The organism is Catenuloplanes niger (genome assembly GCF_031458255.1).
In the GTDB taxonomy this organism is placed as follows: Bacteria; Actinomycetota; Actinomycetes; order Mycobacteriales; family Micromonosporaceae; genus Catenuloplanes; species Catenuloplanes niger.
Genome location: NZ_JAVDYC010000001.1, coordinates 2,987,853 through 3,008,827, shown reverse-complemented (window position 1 = coordinate 3,008,827; position 20,975 = coordinate 2,987,853). Strand labels below are relative to the sequence as shown.

At 73.2% G+C, this 20,975-nt stretch carries 16 protein-coding genes; 12 read left to right on the top strand and 4 right to left on the bottom strand.

Translation table 11 applies throughout. The features are described 5' to 3' along the window. The first annotated feature begins 17 nt into the window (after positions 1–17). The 6 genes from J2S44_RS12955 (at position 18) to J2S44_RS12930 (ending at position 7,990) form a co-directional block, all read left to right on the top strand. Positions 18–1,028 (top strand): polysaccharide pyruvyl transferase family protein, encoded by a 1,011-nt coding sequence (locus tag J2S44_RS12955; RefSeq protein ID WP_310412595.1) that lies wholly within the window; start codon positions 18–20, stop codon positions 1,026–1,028. Then, positions 1,025–2,302 (top strand): glycosyltransferase family 2 protein, encoded by a 1,278-nt coding sequence (locus J2S44_RS12950; protein ID WP_310412592.1) that lies wholly within the window; start codon positions 1,025–1,027, stop codon positions 2,300–2,302. Before J2S44_RS12955 ends, J2S44_RS12950 begins: the two co-directional genes overlap by 4 nt. Continuing rightward, positions 2,299–4,320, top strand: a complete 2,022-nt coding sequence (locus J2S44_RS12945; RefSeq protein WP_310412589.1) for a hypothetical protein — start codon at positions 2,299–2,301, stop codon at positions 4,318–4,320. Before J2S44_RS12950 ends, J2S44_RS12945 begins: the two co-directional genes overlap by 4 nt. Further along, the gene (locus J2S44_RS12940; RefSeq protein ID WP_310412586.1) at positions 4,317–5,888 is read left to right on the top strand and encodes a lipopolysaccharide biosynthesis protein; all 1,572 of its coding nucleotides are present in this window, start codon (positions 4,317–4,319) and stop codon (positions 5,886–5,888) included. Before J2S44_RS12945 ends, J2S44_RS12940 begins: the two co-directional genes overlap by 4 nt. Further along, positions 5,885–6,862: a beta-1,6-N-acetylglucosaminyltransferase gene (locus tag J2S44_RS12935; RefSeq protein WP_310412582.1), complete on the top strand. Its 978-nt coding sequence runs from the start codon at positions 5,885–5,887 to the stop codon at positions 6,860–6,862. The genes J2S44_RS12940 and J2S44_RS12935 overlap by 4 nt, the downstream gene beginning before the upstream one ends. A gap of 246 nt (positions 6,863–7,108) precedes the next feature. Beyond that, on the top strand, positions 7,109–7,990 hold the full coding sequence (locus J2S44_RS12930; RefSeq protein ID WP_310429634.1) for an IS5 family transposase: 882 nt from the start codon (positions 7,109–7,111) through the stop codon (positions 7,988–7,990). 14 nt (positions 7,991–8,004) lie between these two features. On the opposite strand, the gene J2S44_RS12925 is transcribed toward J2S44_RS12930, so the two are convergent. Further along, complete coding sequence (locus tag J2S44_RS12925) at positions 8,005–9,447, bottom strand: glycoside hydrolase family 16 protein (protein ID WP_310412579.1); 1,443 nt, start codon at positions 9,445–9,447, stop codon at positions 8,005–8,007. A gap of 315 nt (positions 9,448–9,762) precedes the next feature. On the opposite strand from J2S44_RS12925, the gene J2S44_RS12920 reads away from it, so the two are divergent. From J2S44_RS12920 to J2S44_RS12910, 3 genes are read left to right on the top strand one after another with little or no spacing between them, the layout of a single operon-like run. Further along, the gene (locus tag J2S44_RS12920) at positions 9,763–12,747 is read left to right on the top strand and encodes a methyl-accepting chemotaxis protein (protein ID WP_310412576.1); all 2,985 of its coding nucleotides are present in this window, start codon (positions 9,763–9,765) and stop codon (positions 12,745–12,747) included. Continuing rightward, a complete protein-coding gene (locus J2S44_RS12915; protein ID WP_310412573.1) occupies positions 12,744–14,297 on the top strand; it encodes a chemotaxis protein CheW in 1,554 nt (517 codons plus the stop codon). Before J2S44_RS12920 ends, J2S44_RS12915 begins: the two co-directional genes overlap by 4 nt. 28 nt (positions 14,298–14,325) lie before the next feature. Continuing rightward, positions 14,326–16,065 (top strand): sensor histidine kinase, encoded by a 1,740-nt coding sequence (locus tag J2S44_RS12910; protein WP_310412570.1) that lies wholly within the window; start codon positions 14,326–14,328, stop codon positions 16,063–16,065. Between the two features lie 10 nt (positions 16,066–16,075). Here the strand turns inward: J2S44_RS12910 and J2S44_RS12905 are convergent, their stop codons facing one another. Then, positions 16,076–16,564: a CAP domain-containing protein gene (locus J2S44_RS12905; protein ID WP_310412568.1), complete on the bottom strand. Its 489-nt coding sequence runs from the start codon at positions 16,562–16,564 to the stop codon at positions 16,076–16,078. A gap of 466 nt (positions 16,565–17,030) precedes the next feature. On the opposite strand from J2S44_RS12905, the gene J2S44_RS12900 reads away from it, so the two are divergent. Next, positions 17,031–17,624 (top strand): DUF3455 domain-containing protein, encoded by a 594-nt coding sequence (locus J2S44_RS12900; protein ID WP_310412566.1) that lies wholly within the window; start codon positions 17,031–17,033, stop codon positions 17,622–17,624. Positions 17,625–17,693: 69 nt separating this feature from the next. On the opposite strand, the gene J2S44_RS12895 is transcribed toward J2S44_RS12900, so the two are convergent. Both J2S44_RS12895 and J2S44_RS12890 read right to left on the bottom strand, forming a co-directional pair. After that, complete coding sequence (locus J2S44_RS12895; protein ID WP_310412563.1) at positions 17,694–18,149, bottom strand: SLATT domain-containing protein; 456 nt, start codon at positions 18,147–18,149, stop codon at positions 17,694–17,696. Next, on the bottom strand, positions 18,142–18,657 hold the full coding sequence (locus J2S44_RS12890) for a DUF4231 domain-containing protein (RefSeq protein WP_310412560.1): 516 nt from the start codon (positions 18,655–18,657) through the stop codon (positions 18,142–18,144). Before J2S44_RS12890 ends, J2S44_RS12895 begins: the two co-directional genes overlap by 8 nt. A gap of 123 nt (positions 18,658–18,780) precedes the next feature. Between J2S44_RS12890 and J2S44_RS12885 the strand changes: the two genes are divergently transcribed. Next, positions 18,781–19,953 carry an acyl-CoA dehydrogenase family protein gene (locus tag J2S44_RS12885; protein ID WP_310412557.1) on the top strand — a complete coding sequence of 391 codons (1,173 nt, stop codon included), beginning with the start codon at positions 18,781–18,783 and terminating at the stop codon, positions 19,951–19,953. 72 nt (positions 19,954–20,025) lie between these two features. Further along, entirely contained in the window at positions 20,026–20,967 is a 942-nt protein-coding gene (locus tag J2S44_RS12880) for a protein kinase family protein (protein ID WP_310412554.1), read from the top strand. Positions 20,968–20,975: the final 8 nt, after the last annotated feature.

The window sequence follows — 20,975 nt, the reverse complement described above, 5'->3', positions numbered from 1 at the left end:
GCCCGGAGGGCCATCCCGTGACCGACGCCCGCATCGACGATCCCGTCCGCGCCCTGACCGCGCGGACGGGAGCGATCCTGCAGGATCTCCTGCCCGGCGGCCCACACGTGGCGCTGCTCGACTTCCCCGCCCACGACAATGCCGGCGACTCGCTGATCCACCTTGGACAGGTGGCCCATCTGCGGCGACTCGGCCTCGTGGTGCGATATCTCGCCGACGACCGGACCTACAGTCCCACGGTACTGCGCCACCGGCATCCGACGGGGCCGATCCTCATTCAGGGTGGCGGAAATCTGGGCGACCTCTGGCCGCTCCGCCAGGACTTCCGGGAACGGCTGCTCCGCGAGCACCCGGACCGGCCGATCGTCCAGCTGCCACAGTCCATGGACTTCCGCGACCCGGGCCGGCTCGCGCAGGCCAGCGCCGCGTTCCACGCCCACCCGGACCTCACGCTCCTGCTGCGCGACGAGCGCAGCCTGACCCGGGCCCGGGAGGCGTTCCCCGGTGTGCGCACGGAGTTCTGCCCGGACCTCGCGCCCGGCGCCGGGCCGCAGCCGCGCACCGCACCGGCCACACACGACGTGGTGCTGCTGCTGCGCACGGACGGTGAGCAGACCGGCGACCACCGGGTGACGATCCCGGCCGGTGCGAGCGCGCTGCGCACCGACTGGGGTTTCCGTGGCGTGCACCGGCTGCGCTGGGACCTGCTGCGAGCGCCGTCGGCGTTGGCCCGGCACGTGCCCGCGCTGCGCGGCCCGCTGCAGACCACGGTGGAGCGTTCGTTCGCCGCGATCGCGGCACACAACGTCGGCCGGGCCCGCGCCGTGCTGTCCCGGGGACGCGCGGTGGTCACCGACCGGCTGCACGCGGCCGTGCTGGCCGCCCTGATGGGGATTCCGGTGATCGCGATGGACAACTGCTCCGGGAAGATCTCGGCCGCGTACGACGCGTACCTGCACGCGCTGCCCGGCCTCACGTTCGCCCGGTCCGCGGCCGAGGCGTCCGAGGCACTGGAGGCGGTGCTGTGACCGCCGTGCTGCCCGCCGCGCCCGCGACCACCGGCGTCGGCGTCTGGTGCTGCGAACTGGAACTCTCCGGTGTGGACGGACTCAAGGCCGTGGTGCCCGCGCGCGACGAGCCCCGGATGCGGGTGCTGGTCCGGTTGCACGGCGAACCGCTCGGTTACCTCACCCGGCCGGCCGGGACCACGGTGGACGCGCTGGTCGCGGCCGCCTGGCAGGCGTTCGGGACGGCGGCGCTCACCCACCTGGCGGTCGAGGGCGCGGCGCCGGCGCTCGGCGAGCGGCCCGCGCCGGCCACCGCGGCCTGCCCGAACCGGGTGACCGAGGACGAGTTCGTGTCCGTGGTGGTCTGCACCCGCGACCGGGCCGGACAGCTCGGTGCCGCGCTCGACCGGCTGGCGGCACTCACGTACCCCCGGCTGGAGATCGTGATCGTGGACAACGCGCCGTCCGACGACTCGACGGAGCGCCTGGTCACGGCGAGAGCCGAGAGGGACAGCCGGTTCCGGTACGTACGGGAGCCGCGACCCGGGTTGTCCGCGGCCCGCAACCGGGGGCTGATCGCGGCGCACGGCAGGTACGTCGCCTACACCGACGACGACGTCTCCGTGGACCCCGGCTGGGTGCACGGGCTGGTGCGCGGCTTCGCGACCCGCCCGGACGTCGCGTGCGTGACCGGGCTGGTCTGCACCGCGTCGATCGGCAACGCGTCCGAGGCGTACTTCGACGCGCGCAACTCCGGCTGGTCCGGCCGGGTCGCCGCCCGGCTCTACGACCGGGACACCGACGGCGGGCCGCTCTACCCGTACTCCGCGGGGATCTTCGGCACCGGCGCGAACGTCGCGTTCCATCGGGAGCGGACGCTCGCGATCGGCGGCTTCGACGAGGCGCTCGGCGCCGGCTCACCGACCCGCGGCGGCGAGGACCTGGACGCGTTCGTGCGGGTGCTGCGCGCCGGGCACGCGATCGCCTACCAGCCGGCCGCGGTCGTCTGGCACCACCACCGCGCGGACCCGGCCTCGCTGCTGCGCCAGATGTACGGGTACGGCACCGGGCTCACCGCGTACCTGACCAAGCTCGCGCTCGCCCCGGACACCCGCCGTGACCTGCTGCGCCGCGTACCGGCCGGGCTGTTGCGGCTGGCCCGGATCCGGCCGGACACGCACCGCCGGCTGGACGGCGTGACCGCGCCCCGGGCCGCGCTGCGCCGCGAGTTCGCCGGGTACCTCGCCGGTCCGCTGCTCTACCTGCGGGCCCGCCGCGCCGGAGGCACGCGGTGACCCAGCTGCGGACGCTCCGCACCGCCGACCCGGACACCACGACGCGGCTCGCGCTCTCCGCCGGCAGCCTGCTGCTGCTTCCGCTGGCCGGGCTGTGCCAGCTGGCCGGCGCGCCCGGGCTGCGCGGTGCGGCGCTGCTGGCGTTCGCGCTGCTCGGCCTGGGCTCCGCGCCGTGGGCGCCGCTGCTGCGCCTGCCGGCCGGCACCCGGATGGCACTGACCGCGCTCACCGCGCTCGCGCTGCCGGTCATCGTCGGCACCGGCATGCTGCTCACCGGCGTCTGGCATCCGCTCGCCGCGTTCGTGCCGCTCACCGTCGCGGCCGTGGTGGCGCACGGGCTGTCGCTGCTGCGCGAGCCGATCGCCCGGCCCGCGCTCGACGGCGCCGCGTCCGGGTTGATCTCGGTGCTCGGTGGCGCGCTGTGCCTGGGCGCCGCGCTCACCCACCGGCACCTCGACCCCGGTCTGTGGGGTTTCCTGGTGCGGATCGGGCCGGTCTGGTACGCCGGCCTCGCGCTCGTCCTGATCGGTCTCGCCACCGCGCGCGCCGGCACGCAGACCGCCCTGGCCGTCTCCGTGCTGATCCTCGCGCTCGCGCTCACGGTCACGCCCGCGCTGGTCTACGACGGGCCGCGCTCGCAGTCCGCGAACAAGCACGTCGAGCTGGTGCAGCAGATCCGCGCGCTCGGCACGCTCGACTCCTCGGTGCGGGCGTACAACGCGTGGCCCGGCTTCTTCGCCGCGGTCGCCTGGCTGTGCGACGTGGCCGGCCTGCGCGACCCGATGCGGCTGGCGATCGCCTGGCCGCCGCTGATGGCGGTGTTCCGCGTGGTCGCGCTGCGGTACCTGGCGGGGCGGGTGCTGGCCGTGCCGTACCAGGCGTGGATCGCGGTGGCGCTGGCCGTGCTGGCGGACCCGATCGGCGCGGACTACTTCTCGCCGCAGTCGCTCGGCTTCGTGCTCGGGCTGCTGGCGTTCGGCCTCGCGCTGTCCGCGGTGCGGCACCGGATCCCGCTGCTGGCCGCGACCGGGTGCGTGCTCGCGGTGACGCATCAGCTCAGCCCGTACATCACCGGCGGGATCCTGGTGGTGCTGGCCGCGTTCCGCTGGGTGCGGCCCTGGTGGACGCCCGCGGCCGTGCTGCTGCCCGCGATCGCCTGGACCCTCGTGCACTTCTCCGCGGTCTCCACGTTCCTCAGCCTCCGCGGCGTCGGCGACACCGCGAACTTCCGGCCGCCGCGCACCACCGCGGTCGACGACCTGGAACGGCTGCCGATCGTCACGGTCAGCGTGGTCGCGCTCTCCGCCGGCATCGTGCTGCTCGGCCTGGTCGCGGCCGGGGTGCTGGCCACCCGGCTGCGCGACGAACGGGCCTGGGCGATGGCGGCCTGCCCGGCGGTCGGCCTGATCATCATCGCCGGGAACGCGTACGGCAACGAGGGCATCTTCCGGGCCGCGCTGTTCGGCATCCCGTGGCTGGCGCTGCTCGCGGCCGGCGCGTTCACCGAACGCCGGCGGCCCGCGTTGTTCGTGCTGACCGCGGCGCTGACCACCACGTTCGTGACGGCCGCGTTCAGCATGGACGCCACGAACGTCAGCCGGCCCGGTGACCGCGCCGCGTTCGCGTACTTCCTCGACCGGCCGCGCGGCAGCTGGATGCTCATCCTCGGCGCCGGTGACCTGCCCAGCGTGCCGCCGACCCGGGAGCGCACGCACGTCTCCGTCTACCGGCCGATCCTGGACCCGGTCGCGGACCGGCCCGCGAACGAGACGCCGCAGGCCGCGGTGCCACGACTGACCGCGTTGCTCAAGGACTACGCGGACCGCGAGGCGAACTGGCGGACCGACCACCTCTACGCGCTCTGGTCGCCGGTCACGTCGTACTACGGCTGGGAGTACGGGCTGCACACCCGCGACGACTTCGCCGCGCTGCGGGACGCGTTCGCCGCCGCGCCCGGCTGGTCGGTGGCGTTCCGCTCCGGCGAGACCGTCGTCTTCGCCTACCGGCCGGCGTCGTGAGCGTCGAGGCGCACGTGTCCCGGCTGTTCGGCCGGGACTCGCTCTACATGATCCTCTGGGCGGTGCAGCTCGGCTGTGCCGCGCTGCTGACGCCGGTGCTCACCCGGTTCCTCGGCACCGGCGAGTTCGGCACCGTCGCGGCCGCGAACACGGTCATGCAGGTGCTGTTCGTGGTCGGCGGGTTCGGGCTGCAGACCGCGATCCAGCGCGCGTACGCCCGGCCGGGGACCCGCGGGCCGGACGACGCCCGCCGGATCGTCACGCTCGCGATCGCGGTGGCGCTCGTGGTCACCGGCCTCGCGCTCGCCACCGCACCCGGCTGGGCCCGGCCGCTCGGCCTGACCGGCGAACTGACCGCGCTGCGGCTCGCGATCACCTGGGCCGGGTTCTCCGCGATCACCAACGCGTCGCTCGGACTGCTGCGCAGCCAGGACCGGCTGGCCGCGTTCGCGCTGGTCAGCCTGTTGCAGTCGGCGGTGGCGGAGGCCGCGAGCCTGGGCCTGGTCGCGGTGGTGCGGCCGACCGCGGAGAACTTCCTGCTCGGTCAGCTGCTGCTGCAGGCCGTGGCGGTCACGGCCGGGCTGGCGCTGGCACCGCCGCGCCGGGTGCGCACGGCGGACGCACCGATGCTGCGCGGCGCGCTCGGCTACGCGCTGCCGCTGGTCCCGGCCGTGCTCGGCATGCTGGTGCTCTCCACCGCGGACCGGTTGCTGATCCAGGCCGCGCTCGGCCCGGACGCGGTCGCCCGCTACCAGGTCGCCTACAACGTGGCGTCCGGGCCGATCCTGCTGCTCGGCGTGCTCAACACCGCGTGGATGCCGCGGTTCTTCGCGCTCGTCGAGGACGGTGAGCGCACCGCCGTGCTGGCGGCCAGCCGCGACCTGCTCTACCGGCTGCTGGTGCCGCTGGTGGCCGGCGTCGCGATCGGCGCGCCGTTCGTGCTGCGGGTGTGGGCCCCGCCGTCGTACCGGCCGGAGGATCTGTACTGGGTCTTCTCGCTGGTCGTGGTGGCGGCCGTGCCGTTCGCCGCGCAGCTCGCGCTGCATCGCGCGCTGGTCGCGGCCGGCCACACCGGCGTGGTCGCGGTCGCGGTCTGCGTGGCCGCGGTGGGGAACCTGCTGCTCACCTGGGCGCTGATCCCGCCGCTCGGGCTGGCCGGGGCCGCGCTGGCCACGGTCGTCGCGTACGGACTGCTCTACCTGGGCCTGCGCCGGGGTGCCGCGGCCACCGCGCCGGTCCCGGCGCCACCGGCCCGGCTGCGGGCGCTGATCGCCGCGTCGGTCACCGTCGGCCTCGCGGCCCCGGCCGCGCCGGACACACCCCTCTTCCTGGCGGTACGCGGAGCGCTGGTGCTCGGCACGGTGATCTGGTTCTTCCGGGTGCTCGCCGGTGTGCGCCGGCCCGCCACGGTTCCGCCGCGTGCCGCGTCCGCACCGGTCCGGTCCGCACCGGTCCCGGCCGGCTCGGATGCGGCCGGTTCGGGTGTAGCCGGTTCGGTTGCGGCCGGGCCGGGTGTGGCCTGTGCCTGCGCCGCGCCGGACGCCTGCGCCTGCCGGGGCGGCTCATGAGCCCGCGTGCGCGCACGTCCCCGGCGTGCGCCCACCGCGCGGGCCGGGAAGCCGAGCCGCTCGCCGTGGTGCTGCTGGCGCACGCGGACCCCGCGCAGGTGCACCGGCTGATCCGCGCGCTGCCCGGCGTGCCGGTGTTCCTGCACTGCGACGCGCGCACCCCGCCGCCGGTCTTCCGCGCGATGACCACCGGCCTGCCGGCGCACGTCACCGTCGTGGACCGGGTCCGGACCGCGCTGGCCAGCTGGTCGCTGGTCCGGGCGGAGCTGACCGGGCTGCGCGCCGCGGTCCGCGCCGTCGACGCCCGGCACGTCGTGGTGCTCTCCGGCGCGTGTTACCCGCTGATGAGCGTGGACGATCTGGTCCGGGAGCTGGCGGTCTGGCGGGGGCGGTCGTGGATCGCGAACACGCCGCTGCCGGTGGCGCGGTGGAGCACGCCCCGCCATCCGGACGGCGGGCTGTGGCGGCTCAACCGCCGCTACCTCGTCCACCGCGACCGGGTGCTGCACCTGCGCGGCGTGCCGTTGCGCTGGCCGTGGCCGCGGACGGTCCCGGCGGAGCTGGAGCTGCGGGCCGGCGGGCACTGGAAGATCTACTCCGGCGCGCACGCGCGGCTGCTGCTGGACCTGGTGGACGACCGGCCGGACCTGCTGCGGTTCTGGCGCACCACGCTCATCCCGGAGGAGACGTTCGTGCCGACCATGCTGGCCAGCCCGGCGCTGGCCGGTGCGGACGCGCTGCCGCCGTGCGACGCGGGCCCGTGGTACATCGACTGGGCCGGCAGCCCGGACGGTCACCACCCGCCGTGGCTGACCGGCGCGGACGTCGACCGGCTCAAGGTGGCCCGCTGGGCACCGCCGCTCACGCCGGCCGCACCGCCGGACCCGGCGGGCACCCGGCGGCTCTTCGCCCGCAAGTTCCGCTCGGCCGACCCGGACGTCCTCGACCGCATCGACGCCGAACTGCGCCGCTGACCGCACCGCGTCGCCGCGGTGGTCCGCCGCGGCCGTGAGACGCCGAGATCCAGGTGCCCGGCACGTCGGGCAACGACGTGCGGGACACCTGGATCACCGGGTGGTCGCTAGCGCGGCCCTAGAGCGTGTATCGAAGTCCACGAGGGTTGCGGCGCGTCGTGGCTGAAATAGGCGAGGTCTCCGGTAGAAGGTTTTTCGACCAAGAAACACCTGAATACCGGAGACCTCGTGGACACCTTAGCGGTGTTGCGGCGGCATGACCTGACCGACGTGCAGTGGGCGCGTCTGGAGCCGTTGCTTTCTGTTCCTGACCAGCGGCGTTCCGGCCGCCCGCCTGCGACGTGCCGACGGACGGTGATCGACGCGATCCGATGGCGGGTGAGGGTCGGCTGTGCATGGCGGGACATACCGCCGTGTTACGGGTCATGGTCCGCGGCATACGCTTTGTTTCGCCGGTGGCAACGCAACGGGACCTGGTCGAGAATCCTCGCCCGGCTGCAAGCTTTGGCCGAGGCGGTGGGCGCGATCATCTGGAATCTGTCGGTTGATTCGACCATCGCGCGGGCGCATCAGCATGCCGCCGGAGCACGCCGCGACAGCGCCGGGCAGGCGGAGCCGCCGGGCGGTGTCGGTGATCCGGAGCCTGACGATCACGGGTTGGGCCGGTCGCGTGGCGGCTGGACGACAAAGGTTCATCTGGCCTGTGAGCAGGGATGCAAGCCCATGGCGATCGTGGTCACGGCCGGGCACCGGGGCGACAGCCCGCAGTTCGTCAAGGTCTTGGAACGGGTGAAGGTCGTGAAACTGTCCGGCCGGACGAGAACCCGGCCGGAGGCGGTGATGGCCGATAAGGCCTACTCCAGCCGGGCCAACCGCGCCTATCTGCGCCGCCGCCGGATCACCTGTGTCATCCCGATCAAGACCGACCAGGCCGCCGGCCGCACCCGGAAGGGTGCAGCCGGCGGCCGGCCCTACGACTTCGATGCTGAGCGGTACAAACAACGGAACACCATCGAACGCGGGATCAGCCGGCTGAAGCAGCACCGCGCGGTCGCGACCCGGTACGACAAACTCGCCGTCCGCTACGAAGCCACCGTCCAGATCGCCTGCATCAACATCTGGCTCTGACTTCGATACACGCTCTAGAAGGGCGTGCCGCCCTCGTGGACGAAGATGTCGCCGACCGTCATGGTGCGGGGCATCGGGGTGGTGGGCGTGCCGCTCGCCACCGCCACGTTCAGTACCAGGAACTGGTCGCCGCCGAACGGCCAGGTGCGGCCGGAGGAGATCGCGTCCGCGGCCCACACCGTCATCGTCGGCTTGCGGTCGATGTAGAAGCGGACCACGTTGCGGTCGAAGTACACGCCGTACCGGTGCGGCCGGGCGTCCAGCGACTCGCGGAGGTCGGTCGAGCCGCCGGCCTCGCCCCAGCCGTACGGCAGGTCGGTCTTCGGGGCACCGGCCTTGGCCATGTGCATGGCGCTGTGCGCGATCGTCGGCGTGGCGCCCCAGCCCTCGAGGATGTCCAGCTCGCCGGCGGCGGGCCAGCCCTGGGTGCGGGTGGCGGTGCCGACCGTCCAGAACGCCGGCCACACGCCCGCGCCGACCGGTGCGACGATCTCCGCCTCGACGTACGAGCCGGCCCGCACCGTCACCTTGCCCTCCGTGGTCAGCCGGGCGCTGGTGTAGTCGCGGGTGATGCCGTCGGTGCCCTTGACCGTCTGCTTACGGGCCGTGATGTGCAGCTTGCCGGCACCGTTCAGGTACGCGTTGTCCAGGCTCTTCGTGTACGTCTGGACCTCCTCGTTGCCCCAGCCGTTGCCGCCGGTCTCGTGGTTCCAGTGCGCCGCGTTCGGCGCGGTGCCGGCCTTGCCCGCGAACGAGAGGATCTTCTCCGGCGTGATGTCGGTCCGCGCCGGCAGCGCGGCCGCGAACTCCTTGACGCTGACGCCGGTGACCTGGAACCCGAACGCACCGGAGGACGGCAGCGCCAGGTAGACGGCGGTGTCGGCCTTGCCGGCCGCGGTGGCCACGAAGGTACGGGTGATCAGGTGCCAGGCCGTGTCCGCGTACTTGCCGTAGACCGCGGCGTCCGCGGGCCGGTTGCCGTAGTTGCCGTTGGCCAGCAGCATGCCGATCGACATGCCGGACGAGCGGGTGTCCCGGACCCAGGCCTCCATCCGGTAGACCTTGCCGGGGACGAAGAACGTCTGCGGGTTGCGCAGCGGCGCGAGCGCGAGCGCCCAGCCGCCGCCGGTGCCGCTGCCGGTCGCGGTGCGGGTCAGCTCCATCGCGGTCTTCGCGGTGAACGGGCCGGCGACGCCGGAGACGCGGCGAACCGTGACCGGGCCCGCGCTGGAACCGGCGGTCCAGCCGGGGTTGGCGGTGGCGCCGGAGCCGTCGAGGACCCCCTCGGCGCTGGCGGCGGCGGGTGCGGCGGACGTCATGGTGATCGCACGGGCATTGTATGGCGTCTGGGTGGGCTGGGAGGCCGCGATGACCGCGGCCGGCAGGGCGAGCGTGACGGCGGCGAGCGCGACGATCGTGACGGTACGTCGAGTGCCGCGCCGGGGGGTGAGGCGCATTATCCGGAACCTTCGATAGAGGGCTGGCTTCGAGGGGGTGCCGCTCGCGGCGGCGACGAGCCATATCGGGGAGCCCGGAGCGGCCCTTAGCCCGGCACCGAACGGCAACCGGGGGACACCGCGATTGCTCGGCGGCCACCGGGGGCACGCCGGATTTCGGTGATTCGCCACGGGACCGGGACGGGCCGGCCTACCCTCCGGACATCCGACCCGGACATCTGAACGGTTGCGGCTCGGTTGTCTCAAGGTTGTGTTTCAGGTGCCGATCAGAGGACTGGAAGCAGGGCGGGGACCGCGCCGAAGGGGAGCAACACAGTGGCTGATTCCGGTTCGCTGATCAACGCCGAGAGCGGCGCCATGCTCGAGGGCGCGGCGCTGCGCCTGCTGCTGCAGGAGCGCCTGGTGTTGACGCTGCACGCCAAGTCCGGGTCGATCCTGGCGGTGAACCAGCGCGTGCTGGACATCGCGGACATGCCGATCAACAAGGTGGTCGGGATCAAGCTCGAGCACCTCTGGAAGATGCCCGGACCGCTGGTCGACCGGATGCTGGAGTCGGCCGCGCGCGGCGAGTTCATCGAGCAGGTCACCTCGATCTCCGACGGCAGCGGCCGGCAGCGCTGGCTGCGGCTCAACTGCGGCCCGGTGGAGGCGACGGCGAAGGCCACCCCGCCGGCGAAGGCCGCGCCGGCGAAGGCGACCACGGCCGCGGCCGCCGCGGCGGCGGCGAAGGAGGCGGCCACCGCGACCAGCGCGTCCGCGGCCGGCGCCGTGGCCGCACCGGTCGAGGCCAAGCTGTCCGACACGGTGCTGGTGACCGCGTACGACATCACCGAGGACCGGCGGCAGATCGGCGAGCTGAAGGGCAAGTACGCCGCGATCGACCGGGCGCAGGCGGTGATCGAGTTCGACCTGACCGGCGCGATCCTGCACGCGAACGAGAACTTCCTCAGCCTGACCGGATACTCGCTCGGTGAACTGGTCGGCAAGCCGCACAAGGTGCTCTGCGACCCGGCGTTCGGCGAGAGCCCGGAGTACGACAAGTTCTGGGAACGGCTGCGCGGCGGTGAATTCGAGTCCGGCGAGTACAAGCGGGTGGGCAAGGGCGGCCGGGAGATCTGGATCCGGGCCACCTACAACCCGATCTTCGACCTGGACGGCCGGCCGTTCAAGGTGGTCAAGTACGCGCTCGACGTGACCGACCAGAAGCTGCGCACCGCGGAGTTCGAGGGCAAGGTCAAGGCGATCTCCCGGGCCCAGGCCGTGATCGAGTTCGACCTCTCCGGCGTGATCCTGGACGCGAACCAGAACTTCCTGAACACGGTCGGCTACGACCTGTCCGAGGTGATCGGCCAGCACCACAAGATGTTCGTCGAGGAGGAGGAGGGCCGCAGCGCCGGGTACCGCAACTTCTGGCAGGCGCTGGCCCGCGGCGAGTTCGAGTCCGGCGAGTACAAGCGGGTCGGCAAGGGCGGCAAGGAGGTCTGGCTGCAGGCCACCTACAACCCGATCTTCGACCTCAACGGCCGGCCGTTCAAGGTGGTCAAGTACGCGCTCGACGTGACCGATCAGAAGATCCGCAACGCGGAGTTCGAGGGCAAGGTGAACGCGATCGACCGCTCCCAGGCCGTGATCGAGTTCGACCTCAAGGGCAACATCCTGCGTGCCAACCAGCTGTTCCAAGAGACCATGGGCTACGCCGAGTCGGAGATCGTCGGCAAGCACCACCGGATGTTCGCGGACGCGGCCACCTCGTCCAGCGCGGAGTACCGCGAGTTCTGGCAGCGGCTCGGCCGCGGCGAGTTCGAGTCCGGCGAGTACAAGCGGGTCGGCAAGGGCGGCAAGGAGGTCTGGCTGCAGGCCAGCTACAACCCGATCTTCGACCTGTCCGGGCACCCGTTCAAGGTGGTCAAGTACGCCTCCGACATCACCGATCAGAAGACCCGCAACGTCGAGTTCGAGGGCAAGGTGAACGCGATCAGCCGCGCCCAGGCCGTGATCGAGTTCGACCTGCAGGGCCGCGTGCTGAACGCGAACCAGAACTTCCTGGACCTGCTCGGCTACTCACTGGAGGAGGTGCGCGGCAAGCACCACCGGATGTTCGTCGACGAGGACGAGGCGAAGTCCTCCGAGTACGCCGCGTTCTGGGAGAAGCTGTCCCGCGGTGACTTCGACGCCGGCGAGTACCGGCGCCGCACCAAGGGCGGCCGGGACGTCTACATCCAGGCCACCTACAACCCGATCTTCAATCTGGACGGGCGCCCGTACAAGATCGTCAAGTTCGCGGTGGACATCACGGACGCGAAGGTGCGCAACGCGGAGTTCGTCGGCAAGGACCGGGCGATCAACCGTGCCCAGGCGGTGATCGAGTTCGACCTGGAGGGCAACATCCTCACCGCGAACGAGAACTTCCAGCGGGCGCTCGGCTACTCGCTGCGCGAGCTGGTCGGCCAGCACCACAGCATGCTCTGCGACAGCGACTACATCACGTCCGCGGAGTACCGCGACTTCTGGCTGCGGCTGCGCAAGGGCGAGTACCTGTCCGGCCGCTTCCACCGCACCGGCAAGTACGGCCGCAACGTCTGGATCCAGGCCAGCTACAACCCGATCTTCGACATGCGCGGCGTTCCGGTCAAGGTGGTCAAGTACGCGCACGACGTCACCGAGCAGGTCGAGCTCGAGCAGCGGCTGACCACCAAGACGCGGGACATGGCCGCCTCCATCCGGGCGCTGGCCGACTCGATCGACGAGATCGTGGTCAACGCGCAGCAGGCCAGCGGGCTGGCCGGCGAGACGCAGAGCAACGCCGAGCAGGGCTTCGAGGAGCTGCGCAAGTCGATCGAGGCGATCGACCTGATCGAGAAGTCGTCCGACCAGATCGCGGCGATCGTGAAGGTGATCAGCGAGATCGCGAGCCAGACGAACCTGCTCGCGTTCAACGCCTCGATCGAGGCCGCGCGCGCCGGCGAGCACGGCGTCGGGTTCTCCGTCGTCGCCGGCGAGGTCCGCAAGCTCGCGGAGCGCTCGTCCGACGCGGCCCGTGAGATCAGCAACCTGATCCACGAGTCCGCGGCCCGCGTCGGCCAGGGCTCGCAGGTCTCGCACCGCGCGCAGGCCGCGTTCGCGGACATCCTGAAGAGCGTCGCCTCCACCGGCGAGTCGATCCGGCGGATCGCGGACTCCACGCAGAAGCAGCAGGCCGCGTCCGTCACGGTCACCCGGCTGATCGACGAGCTCACCCGGTCCGGCACCGAGACCAGCACGGCGGAGCAGCAGCTCGACCAGGTCGGGCAGGCGTCATGACCAGCGCGATGCTGGACGCCCAGTCGGACTTCGTCGGCCTGCACGCCAGCGCCGACACGCTCTTCGGGGTGTTCCGGATCGACCGGATCCGGGTCGCGCTGCCGCTCACCGAGCTGCGCGAGGTCATTCCCTGCCCGCCGGCGTTCAGCCCGCTGCCTGCCCGCGCGCCCGGCCTGGTCGGCGCCGTCAACCTGCGGCACCTGGTCATCCCGGTGCTGGACATGCGGCAGTTGCAGGGCATCGAGGAGACCGCCGACGACCAGGTCATCGTGATCGTCGCCCAGGAGGGCCGGGTCTTCGGCCTGATCGCGGACGAGATCGAGGGCGTCAGCCGGGTCGCCGGTGACGCGCTGATGCGGATGACGGTCGGCGGTGGCCTGCCGTCGCTGTTCTCGCACAGTTTCGAGCGCCCGGACGACGACGCCGTGGTGTCGCTGCTGGACGCGGAGGCGATCGCGGCGCTGCCGGGCATGCCGGTGGTCCGGGACACCGGGCCGCGCGGTGTGCCGGTCGAGGCGGAGGGCGTGGTCGCGGACGCCTCCCGCCGTACCGTCATGCTGATCACCTGTGGCGCGATCGGACTGGCGATGGAGGTCAACGACGTCCACTCGGTGATCCCGACGCTGACCGTGCGCTCGTCCCCGCTGGACGGGCCGGCCTGCCGCGGCGTGGTGCACCTGCACGGCCACGCGGTGCCCGCGGTCGACCCGCTGGGCCTGCTCGGCCTGGGCGGGATGATCGAGGACGGCCCGCTGCGCGGCGTCGTCCTCGCGCTGCCCCGCGGCCTGATCGTGCTCACCGTCAACGACGTCGCGCACATCGCGTCGGTACCGAACTCGGACGTGCTGCCGCTGCCGCCGCTCGGCATGCCGAAGTCCGAGTTCCTCTCCGGCGTGCTGCAGTACGAGGGCGGCCGGCAGTACGTGATGGTCGACGGCGCCGCCATGCGCCGGGACGCGGAGCTGGACGCGCTCGCCGCGCTCGGCCTGCCGCTCGACCCGGGCAAGGCCGCGGCCGCCACCGGGCAGGGCGGCGGCCCGCCGGCCGAGCCGCCGCGCGTCGGCGCGCAGCGCACCCGCGAGGGCCGGCGCGTGGTGCAGAGCGTGCGGAAGTTCCTCACCTACAGCGTGGGGGTGGAGGCGGCGACGCTGCTGTCCCAGATCGGGGAGATCCTGCCGTACCCGCAGGAGATCATTCCGCTGGACGCGGGCGGTGCGATCCGCGGCGTCTTCACGCACCGGCGCACGTCCGTCCCGCTGCTGTGCCTGCCCACGCTGCTCGGCCACTGGCAGGAGATCGACCCGGTCACCTCGCGGGTGCTGCTCGTCGCCGTCGAGCAGGACGGTGGCGGCACCAGTGCGGTCGGCTTCATCGTCCCGGCGCTGCACGCCATCGAGAACTCGGTCTGGGAGGAGTCCGGCGGCGAGAACGAGTACAGCGGGCTGTCGCTGAGCAACAGCCCGCTCGTGAAGATCGGCACCGAGGAGCAGGGCCGGATGATGCCGCACATCGATCTTCATCGGATCGCCGCGGCGGAACTCGCGTTCTGAACAGAGGCCTTGAGGGGGTACGGCGCGCGTGCTGAGCCGAATCGTTCGAACCGACTGGCGGTATCTCGCGCTGCCCCTGGCCGTGTGGTTGCTGCTCTGTGCCGTCGGTGCCGGGGCCGTGTTCTGGGTCAAGGAGCGTGGCGAGCGCGCCATGCAGGACCGGTTCGGTGAGCGGGTGCGGCTCACCGCCCGCGCGGTCTCGGAACTGAGCACCGGCGGCGACGGGCGGTCCGGCCAGCTCGGCCGGTACCTGGCGCACGCGATCTCGATCGACGGCGCCCAGGTCTACCTCCTCGACGCCGACGACCGGCTGGTCGCCAGCAGCGACAGCCTGCCGCCCTGGCCGCTGCCGCTGGCCAGCCAGGATCCGCTGATCGCCGAGGCGCTGACCGGTGCGGACTCCGGCCACTACGGCACGGCGGCCACCGAGCGGTACTTCGACGCGCAGCCGGTCCCCGGAGCGGGTGGCCGCATCGTCGCCGCGGTGCCGGTCGACGGCCTCTACGGCCCGGTGCTGGGCGCGAACGTCGCCGTGCAGTCGATCGCGGCGGGGCTCGGCACGCTGGGCCTGGTCGCGGCCTTCACCGCGGCCCGCGCCGGCCGGAACCGCGCCGCGCTGCGCGCCAGCGAGGCCGAGTTCCGCGGTCTGTTCGACAACTCCATGCTGGGCATGGTGGTCACCCGGCCGGACGGCGAGATCGAGCGGGTCAACCGGGCGTTCGGCGCGCTGCTCGGACATCCGCCGGAGATCCCGCCGCCGGGCGGGTGGCCGGAGATCCTGCGCCCGGACGAGGCGGCCGGGCTGGCCGGGCTGGCCGCCCGCTCGCTGGCCGGTGACATCCCGGGCTTCACCGCCACGGTCGGGCTGCGGCACACCTCCGGGCGTGTCGTGCCGGTCGAGGTGACCAGCACGATCATCCGCGACGAGCTGGGCGAGCCGCTGCACTTCAGCACGCAGCTGCTGGACATCTCCGAGCGGGTCCGCCGGCAGGAGGAGCAGCGGGCGTACCGGGAGGAACTGGCCGCCCGCGCCCGCGACCTGCAGTCGGCGAACGCGGAGCTGCAGGCCGCGAACCAGCGGGTGGCCGACATGGTCGCGATGCTCACCCACGACGTGCGGCAGCCGATCGCCACCATCAGCGGGTACTGCGAGCTGCTCACCGACATGTGGGACGACACCGACGACCGGGCCAAGCGCCGCGATGTCGACCGGATCGCGGCCACGGCCGCCAGCATGAGCGGGTACGTCGAGGAGATCCTCACGCTCACCCAGGTCGACGCGGACACGCTGTTCGCGCACCCGGCGCCGCTGCGGCTGGCGGACGCGATCGCGGAGGCGCTGGCCCACCTGCCGGTGCAGCAGCGGGCCGGCATCACGGTCACCGTGGACGACCGGCTGCGGGTCTTCGCCGACCCGCGTCAGCTGCACCAGATGCTGGTCAACCTGATCGGCAACAGCCTGAAGTACGGCGAGCCACCGATCCTGATCCGCGGCCTGTCCACCGCGGGCGGCGTCGAGATCGAGATCAGCGACTCGGGCGAGGGCGTGCCGGAGGACTTCGTGCCGCACCTGTTCGACCGGTTCGCGCGGGCGAACAGCGGGGTGGCCCCGACCAAGAAGGGGACCGGGCTGGGGCTCTACATCGTGCGCCAGCTCGCGGTCGCGAACAGCGGCGACGTGACGTACCGCCCGCACCAGCCGTCCGGGGCCAGTTTCGTGCTGCGGCTCCCGGCGGTCGACGCGTCGGTCGGCGCGGTCCGCGCCTGAGCCCCGGCGGCTAGTTCCCGAACTCCTGCGTCCAGTAGAGGACGCCCTTCGCGTTGCGCACCGCGCCCACGCCGATCATGGTGGAGTCGCAGTTCAGCATGTTCCGGCGGTGCCCCGGGCTGTTCAGCCAGCCGCGCATCACGCCCCGGGCGTCCCGGTAGCCCCAGGCGATGTTCTCGCCCATGGCCCGGCGGGTGAACCCGGCCCGCCTGGTGCGCTCGGTGAACCTGCTGCCGTTCGCGCCGGTGTGGCTGAAGAAGCGGTTCCGCACCATGTCCGCGCTGTGCCGCTCCGCGGCCTCGGTCAGCGTCCGGCTGATCACCAGCCGCTCGCAGCCGGCCTTGACCCGCGCCTTGTTGGTCAGGGACACGACCTGGGCTTCGAGCGTGGACGTCCGGGGCGCGGCGGACGCGGAGGCCGCGGGCGCGGCGAGCGTCATGCCGAAGGCGGCGGCTGGTGCCAGTACGACGAGCGCGGTTCGGCGAACGATTGTGCGCAAGAGTGTGTCACCTCTCGGTCGGTGTGTCGCTCGCACCGTTCGTCAGGCGGCGTGATGCGACGACTGACGAATCGGTTTGCCGTCCCGCCGTCAGCCGTCGGTTTCCGCCCGTGGTGCCGCGATGTCCGTTACTCACAGCAGACACTTTTCGCTGGCTGTCCGGACCCTTTTTGGCCATTTTCCGGACATGGTGACCAGGGTGTGCTCCCACGTACACGCTGCGTCAAAAGCGTGCGCGGATGTGTAGGCGTACCGATGAATGGTTCGCCTGAAGCTTTCCGGAAAAGACGCAATGCGACGCGTAGAACCGGACGTGAGAATGGTTCACGCTCAAAATTTCTTTGACCAATTTCGTTCCCCGCTGAACCGCGGGCGACCCCGGATCCGTGTTCGGGGGCGGCGGCGCACCACGGGGCGACAAGGCGGGTGCGTCGCGCTGACCCGGAACCGGTCCTTTGGAGGACACGTGAACAAGACCAAGTCTCGGATGCTCAAGATCGGCGGCGCGGTCGCCGTCGCCGGCGCGCTGATCGGTGGCACGCTCGCCACCGCCAACGCCGCCGAGCAGGCACCCGGCACCACCGAGGTCGCGGCCGCGGACGTCGCCGCGGAGTCGCGCGGTGGCGGCCCGCGCGTCCCGCAGGCTATCGCGGTCCCGGCCGGCAACCGTCTGGTCGGCACCATGCAGGCTCGCGGCCAGCAGGTCTACACCTGCACCGCCGGCGCCTGGGTCTTCACCGAGCCGGTCGCCACGCTCACCGGCCGGGTGAACAACCGCCCGGTCACCGCGATCCACTTCAAGGGCCCGAGTTGGGAGTCGATCGACGACGGCTCGCTGGTCACCGCGACCTCGCAGGCCACCTCGCCGGTCACCGGCTCGATCGCGCAGCTGCTCCTCAAGGCCACGCCGGCGACCGGCTCCACCGGCGTCTTCAGCAAGGTCACGTTCATCCACCGGCTCGCCACCAGCGGTGGCGCGGCCCCGGCCGGCGCCTGCACCGACGGCACCCGGCTCGGCGTCGCCTACCGCGCCGAGTACCGCTTCTACGCGGCCGGCTGACCCAGAACTCGCACACCGCGCCAAGGGGGAGAGGGGCGCCCGCGATCGTCGCGGGCGCCCCTCCGCGCGTCACGGCCCGTCCGGCGGGTCGTCGGTCAGCTCCTCCCACCGCGAGTGCTCCTGGGCCAGCACCGCCTCCACCTCGGCCACGTACGCCGCGACGTCCGCCGCGGCGGCGGTGGACGGGTCCGGCTCCACCGCGCGCAGCGCGTACAGCCGGTCCGCGGTGTCCCGGTACAGCTCACCGATCGGCTCGTAGCCCAGCAACGCGTCGTACCCGGTGACGAACGTGGCCAGCCCGGCGCACGCCACGGCCAGCACACCCCAGCCGGACCGGAACGCCCAGACGTCCACCGCGCCGAGCACGCCGCACACGCCGGCACCGAGCAGCAGCAGCGTGCTCACGGCCAGCGCCTGGTCGTGCGCGGACGCGTACTCGTCCGCGCGGCTCTCGTAGTAGGCGAACTGGTCCGCGTACCGGTGCCGCAGGTAGGCCCGCAGCGCCTGCTCGTCCCGGTCACCCACGGCCGGTCACCGCCGCGCCGGACCGGGCCCGCGCGATCGCCGAGATCAGCTCCGTCTCGCCGGCCGGCGTGCCGGTCAGGAACCGGAAGTAGATCGTGCGCAGCGCCTCGGCCCGGCGCCGGCAGTGCTGGAAGTCCCGCAGCGACCGGCGGCGCACCGCGTACCCGGTGAACACGGTCGCGCCGGCCCCGGCCAGGCCGGTCACGATGCCGGGCCACGGCGAGGTCGCCCAGGCCGCCTGCGCCGCGCCACCGGCCGCGGTCAGCACCGCGAGCGCCGGCAGCAGCACCCGTTGCCGGCGGTGCCGCCGCTGATGCCGCTCCGCGTCCTGCTGCGCGCGCAACAGCGCCGGGACCAGCTCCGCGCGCAGCAGCGCCAGCTCGGCGGCGAGCGCCGGGTACGCCGCCTCGTCCGCAATGGACAGCGGGGCCCGCGGAGGGTCGGCCCGACCCCAGGGCAGGCGGCGGAACAGCGCCGGACGCCGTCGGCCGCCGGGAAGCCACGTCACGCACCGCAGCGTAGCGGTTACGGGCAAGCGCGATCGGGTTCGTCCGAACGGCCGATCCGGTACCGGGTGGAAAAACCCCGTCGTGTCCCCCCGAAAGCGGCGTCAATCGTCTAATTTGGCGCGGTGAAAGCTGGACGTCCGCCGACCCCCGAGCAGCGGGAGGCCGAGCACCACCGCTGGGTGACCCGCGCCGAGCGGGTCGCCGAGCTGATCGACGGCCACACCCGGCGCACCGACGGGCGCGACCCGGCGCCGCCGGTCGCCGAGGCCGAGCTGCTCCGCCAGCACGGCCTGCTCACGCTGCTCACCCCGGCCGCGCACGGCGGCGCCGGACTGACCTGGCGCACCGCGCTGGCGGCGGTGCGCGTGCTGGCCCGCGCGGACGGCCGGATCGGTTACCTGCTCGGCGATCACTACGTCAGCAACGCCGCGATCTGGCTGGCCGGCGGGCCGCGCGTCCAGTCGCTGCTCGGCCGTCCGTCCGCGGAACGCCAGTGGCTGTGGAGCGACGTGGTGGTGCCCGGCGCCGCACCGCTCGAACTCATCGCGGACGGCGACGGGTACCGGCTCACCGGCACCCGGCTCGCCCCGATCGGGGTCGCCGCGGCGGACATGACCGTGGTCGCGGCGGCCGACGCCGGCAACGCGGAACCGTTGCTGGTCGGTGTGCCCCGGGAGAGCAAGGGCGTGTCGTTCACGCCCGAGCCGGAGAGCGGCGTGCCGCGCCCGGACGGCGTCACCGTGCGGTACGACCGGGTCTGGATCCCGTCCGAGCACGTGGTCTGCTCGCTCGACCCGGACACCGCCACCCCGCGCGCCTCGCTGCTCGGCCTCGCCGTGCAGGCCGTCGCCGGCCACCTCTGCCTCGGCATCGCGGAGGGGGCGATGCGGTACTGCCGGAGCGGCGGACCGGGCGGCACCCCGCCCGGCGCCCGCGCGCTCGCCGGCTACGGCACCTGGCTGGCCGCGCTGGACGCGGCCGGTGAGCTGGCGAACCGGGTCGCCGAGTCGCTCAGCGACGCGGCCGCGCGGCCCACGCTCACCTGGCCGGAACGCGCCGACCTGGCCGCGCGCGTCTCCCGGCTGCCGATCCTCGCGGCCGACCTGGCCACCGAGGTCACGTTCGGTCTGTACGAGACCACCAGCGACTGGCCGGCCACGGCGCAGCAGGGCTTCGACCGGTTCTGGCGGGACGCGCGCGCCTACACCGCCGGCATGCCGCTCGACAAACGCCGCCGCGAGGTGGCGCAGCACTTCCTCACCGGCGCGGAACCGGCCCGTACCGACCTGGCCTGAAGAACTCACCAAAGGGTACGAACGGTCCGGCCACCCCCATCGTGGACCGGGCCGCCGCTAGGGTCGGCTGCCATGGGAGCCGAGATCGCCGACGAGGGCGGACCGGTCATGCCGCGCCTGCGCGACGTGCCGCTCCCACCCGGCACCGACCTGGTCGCGCTCGCCGAGTCGGCGCTGGCCGCCCACGGTCGCACCGGGCGGGCCGGTGCTCCGGCCCCGGCCGGCCACGGCATGACGGTGGCCGGCGGCGGCTGGCGGCGCGGTGTGAAGGTCCGGCTCGGTGACGCCGCGTTCCTGCTGCAGGACACGGTCCTCGACCGGAGCGGACCGGGCCACGAGCTGCGCCGCGCCCGCGCGCGGCAGCTCTCGCCGGTCGCGCGCGACGTCTGGCTGGTGCAGGCGCTCGCGGTCCGTCCCACGCCGGCCGCCCGCCTCGCGCTCGACGACGTGGCCGCGCAGGGCCTGTTCATGGCGCGGTCACGCGTGCTGCCCGGCCTGCCGTGCCTGATCGACACCGTGCCGGGCCCGGGCAGCGTGACGCTGGTGGTGGCGCTGCCGGACGCCCGCCCGCTGCCGGAGACGCTGGGCGGCCCGCCGTACCCGTGCCGCGTTCTCGATCTGCTCTGGCGTGGGCTCCCCGCACTCTGCGCGGTGCTGGACGCGCTGCACGCCCGCGGTCTCGCGCACCGGGCGCTGCGCGCGGACGCGCTGCTGTACACGGTGGACGGCCGGATCGTGCCGCGCGACCTCGGCCGGGCCGCGTTCGCCGCGGTGCCCGGCGACGAACCCGGCCCGGCCGCGGACGTGCGCGACCTGGCCGCGCTGATCTACGAGGCGGTCACCGGGCTGCGGCCGGGCAACCCGGCGATCCCGCCCGGCCTGCTGCGTCCGGACGCGGCCGACCTCGACGACGTCCTGCTGCCGGCGCTCGACCCGGACCCGCGCGCCCGGCCGCCGCTGGCCCGGATGTCCCGCCGCCTGCGCACGCTCGCCATCCGGGGGATCCCGGCCTGACCCGCGCA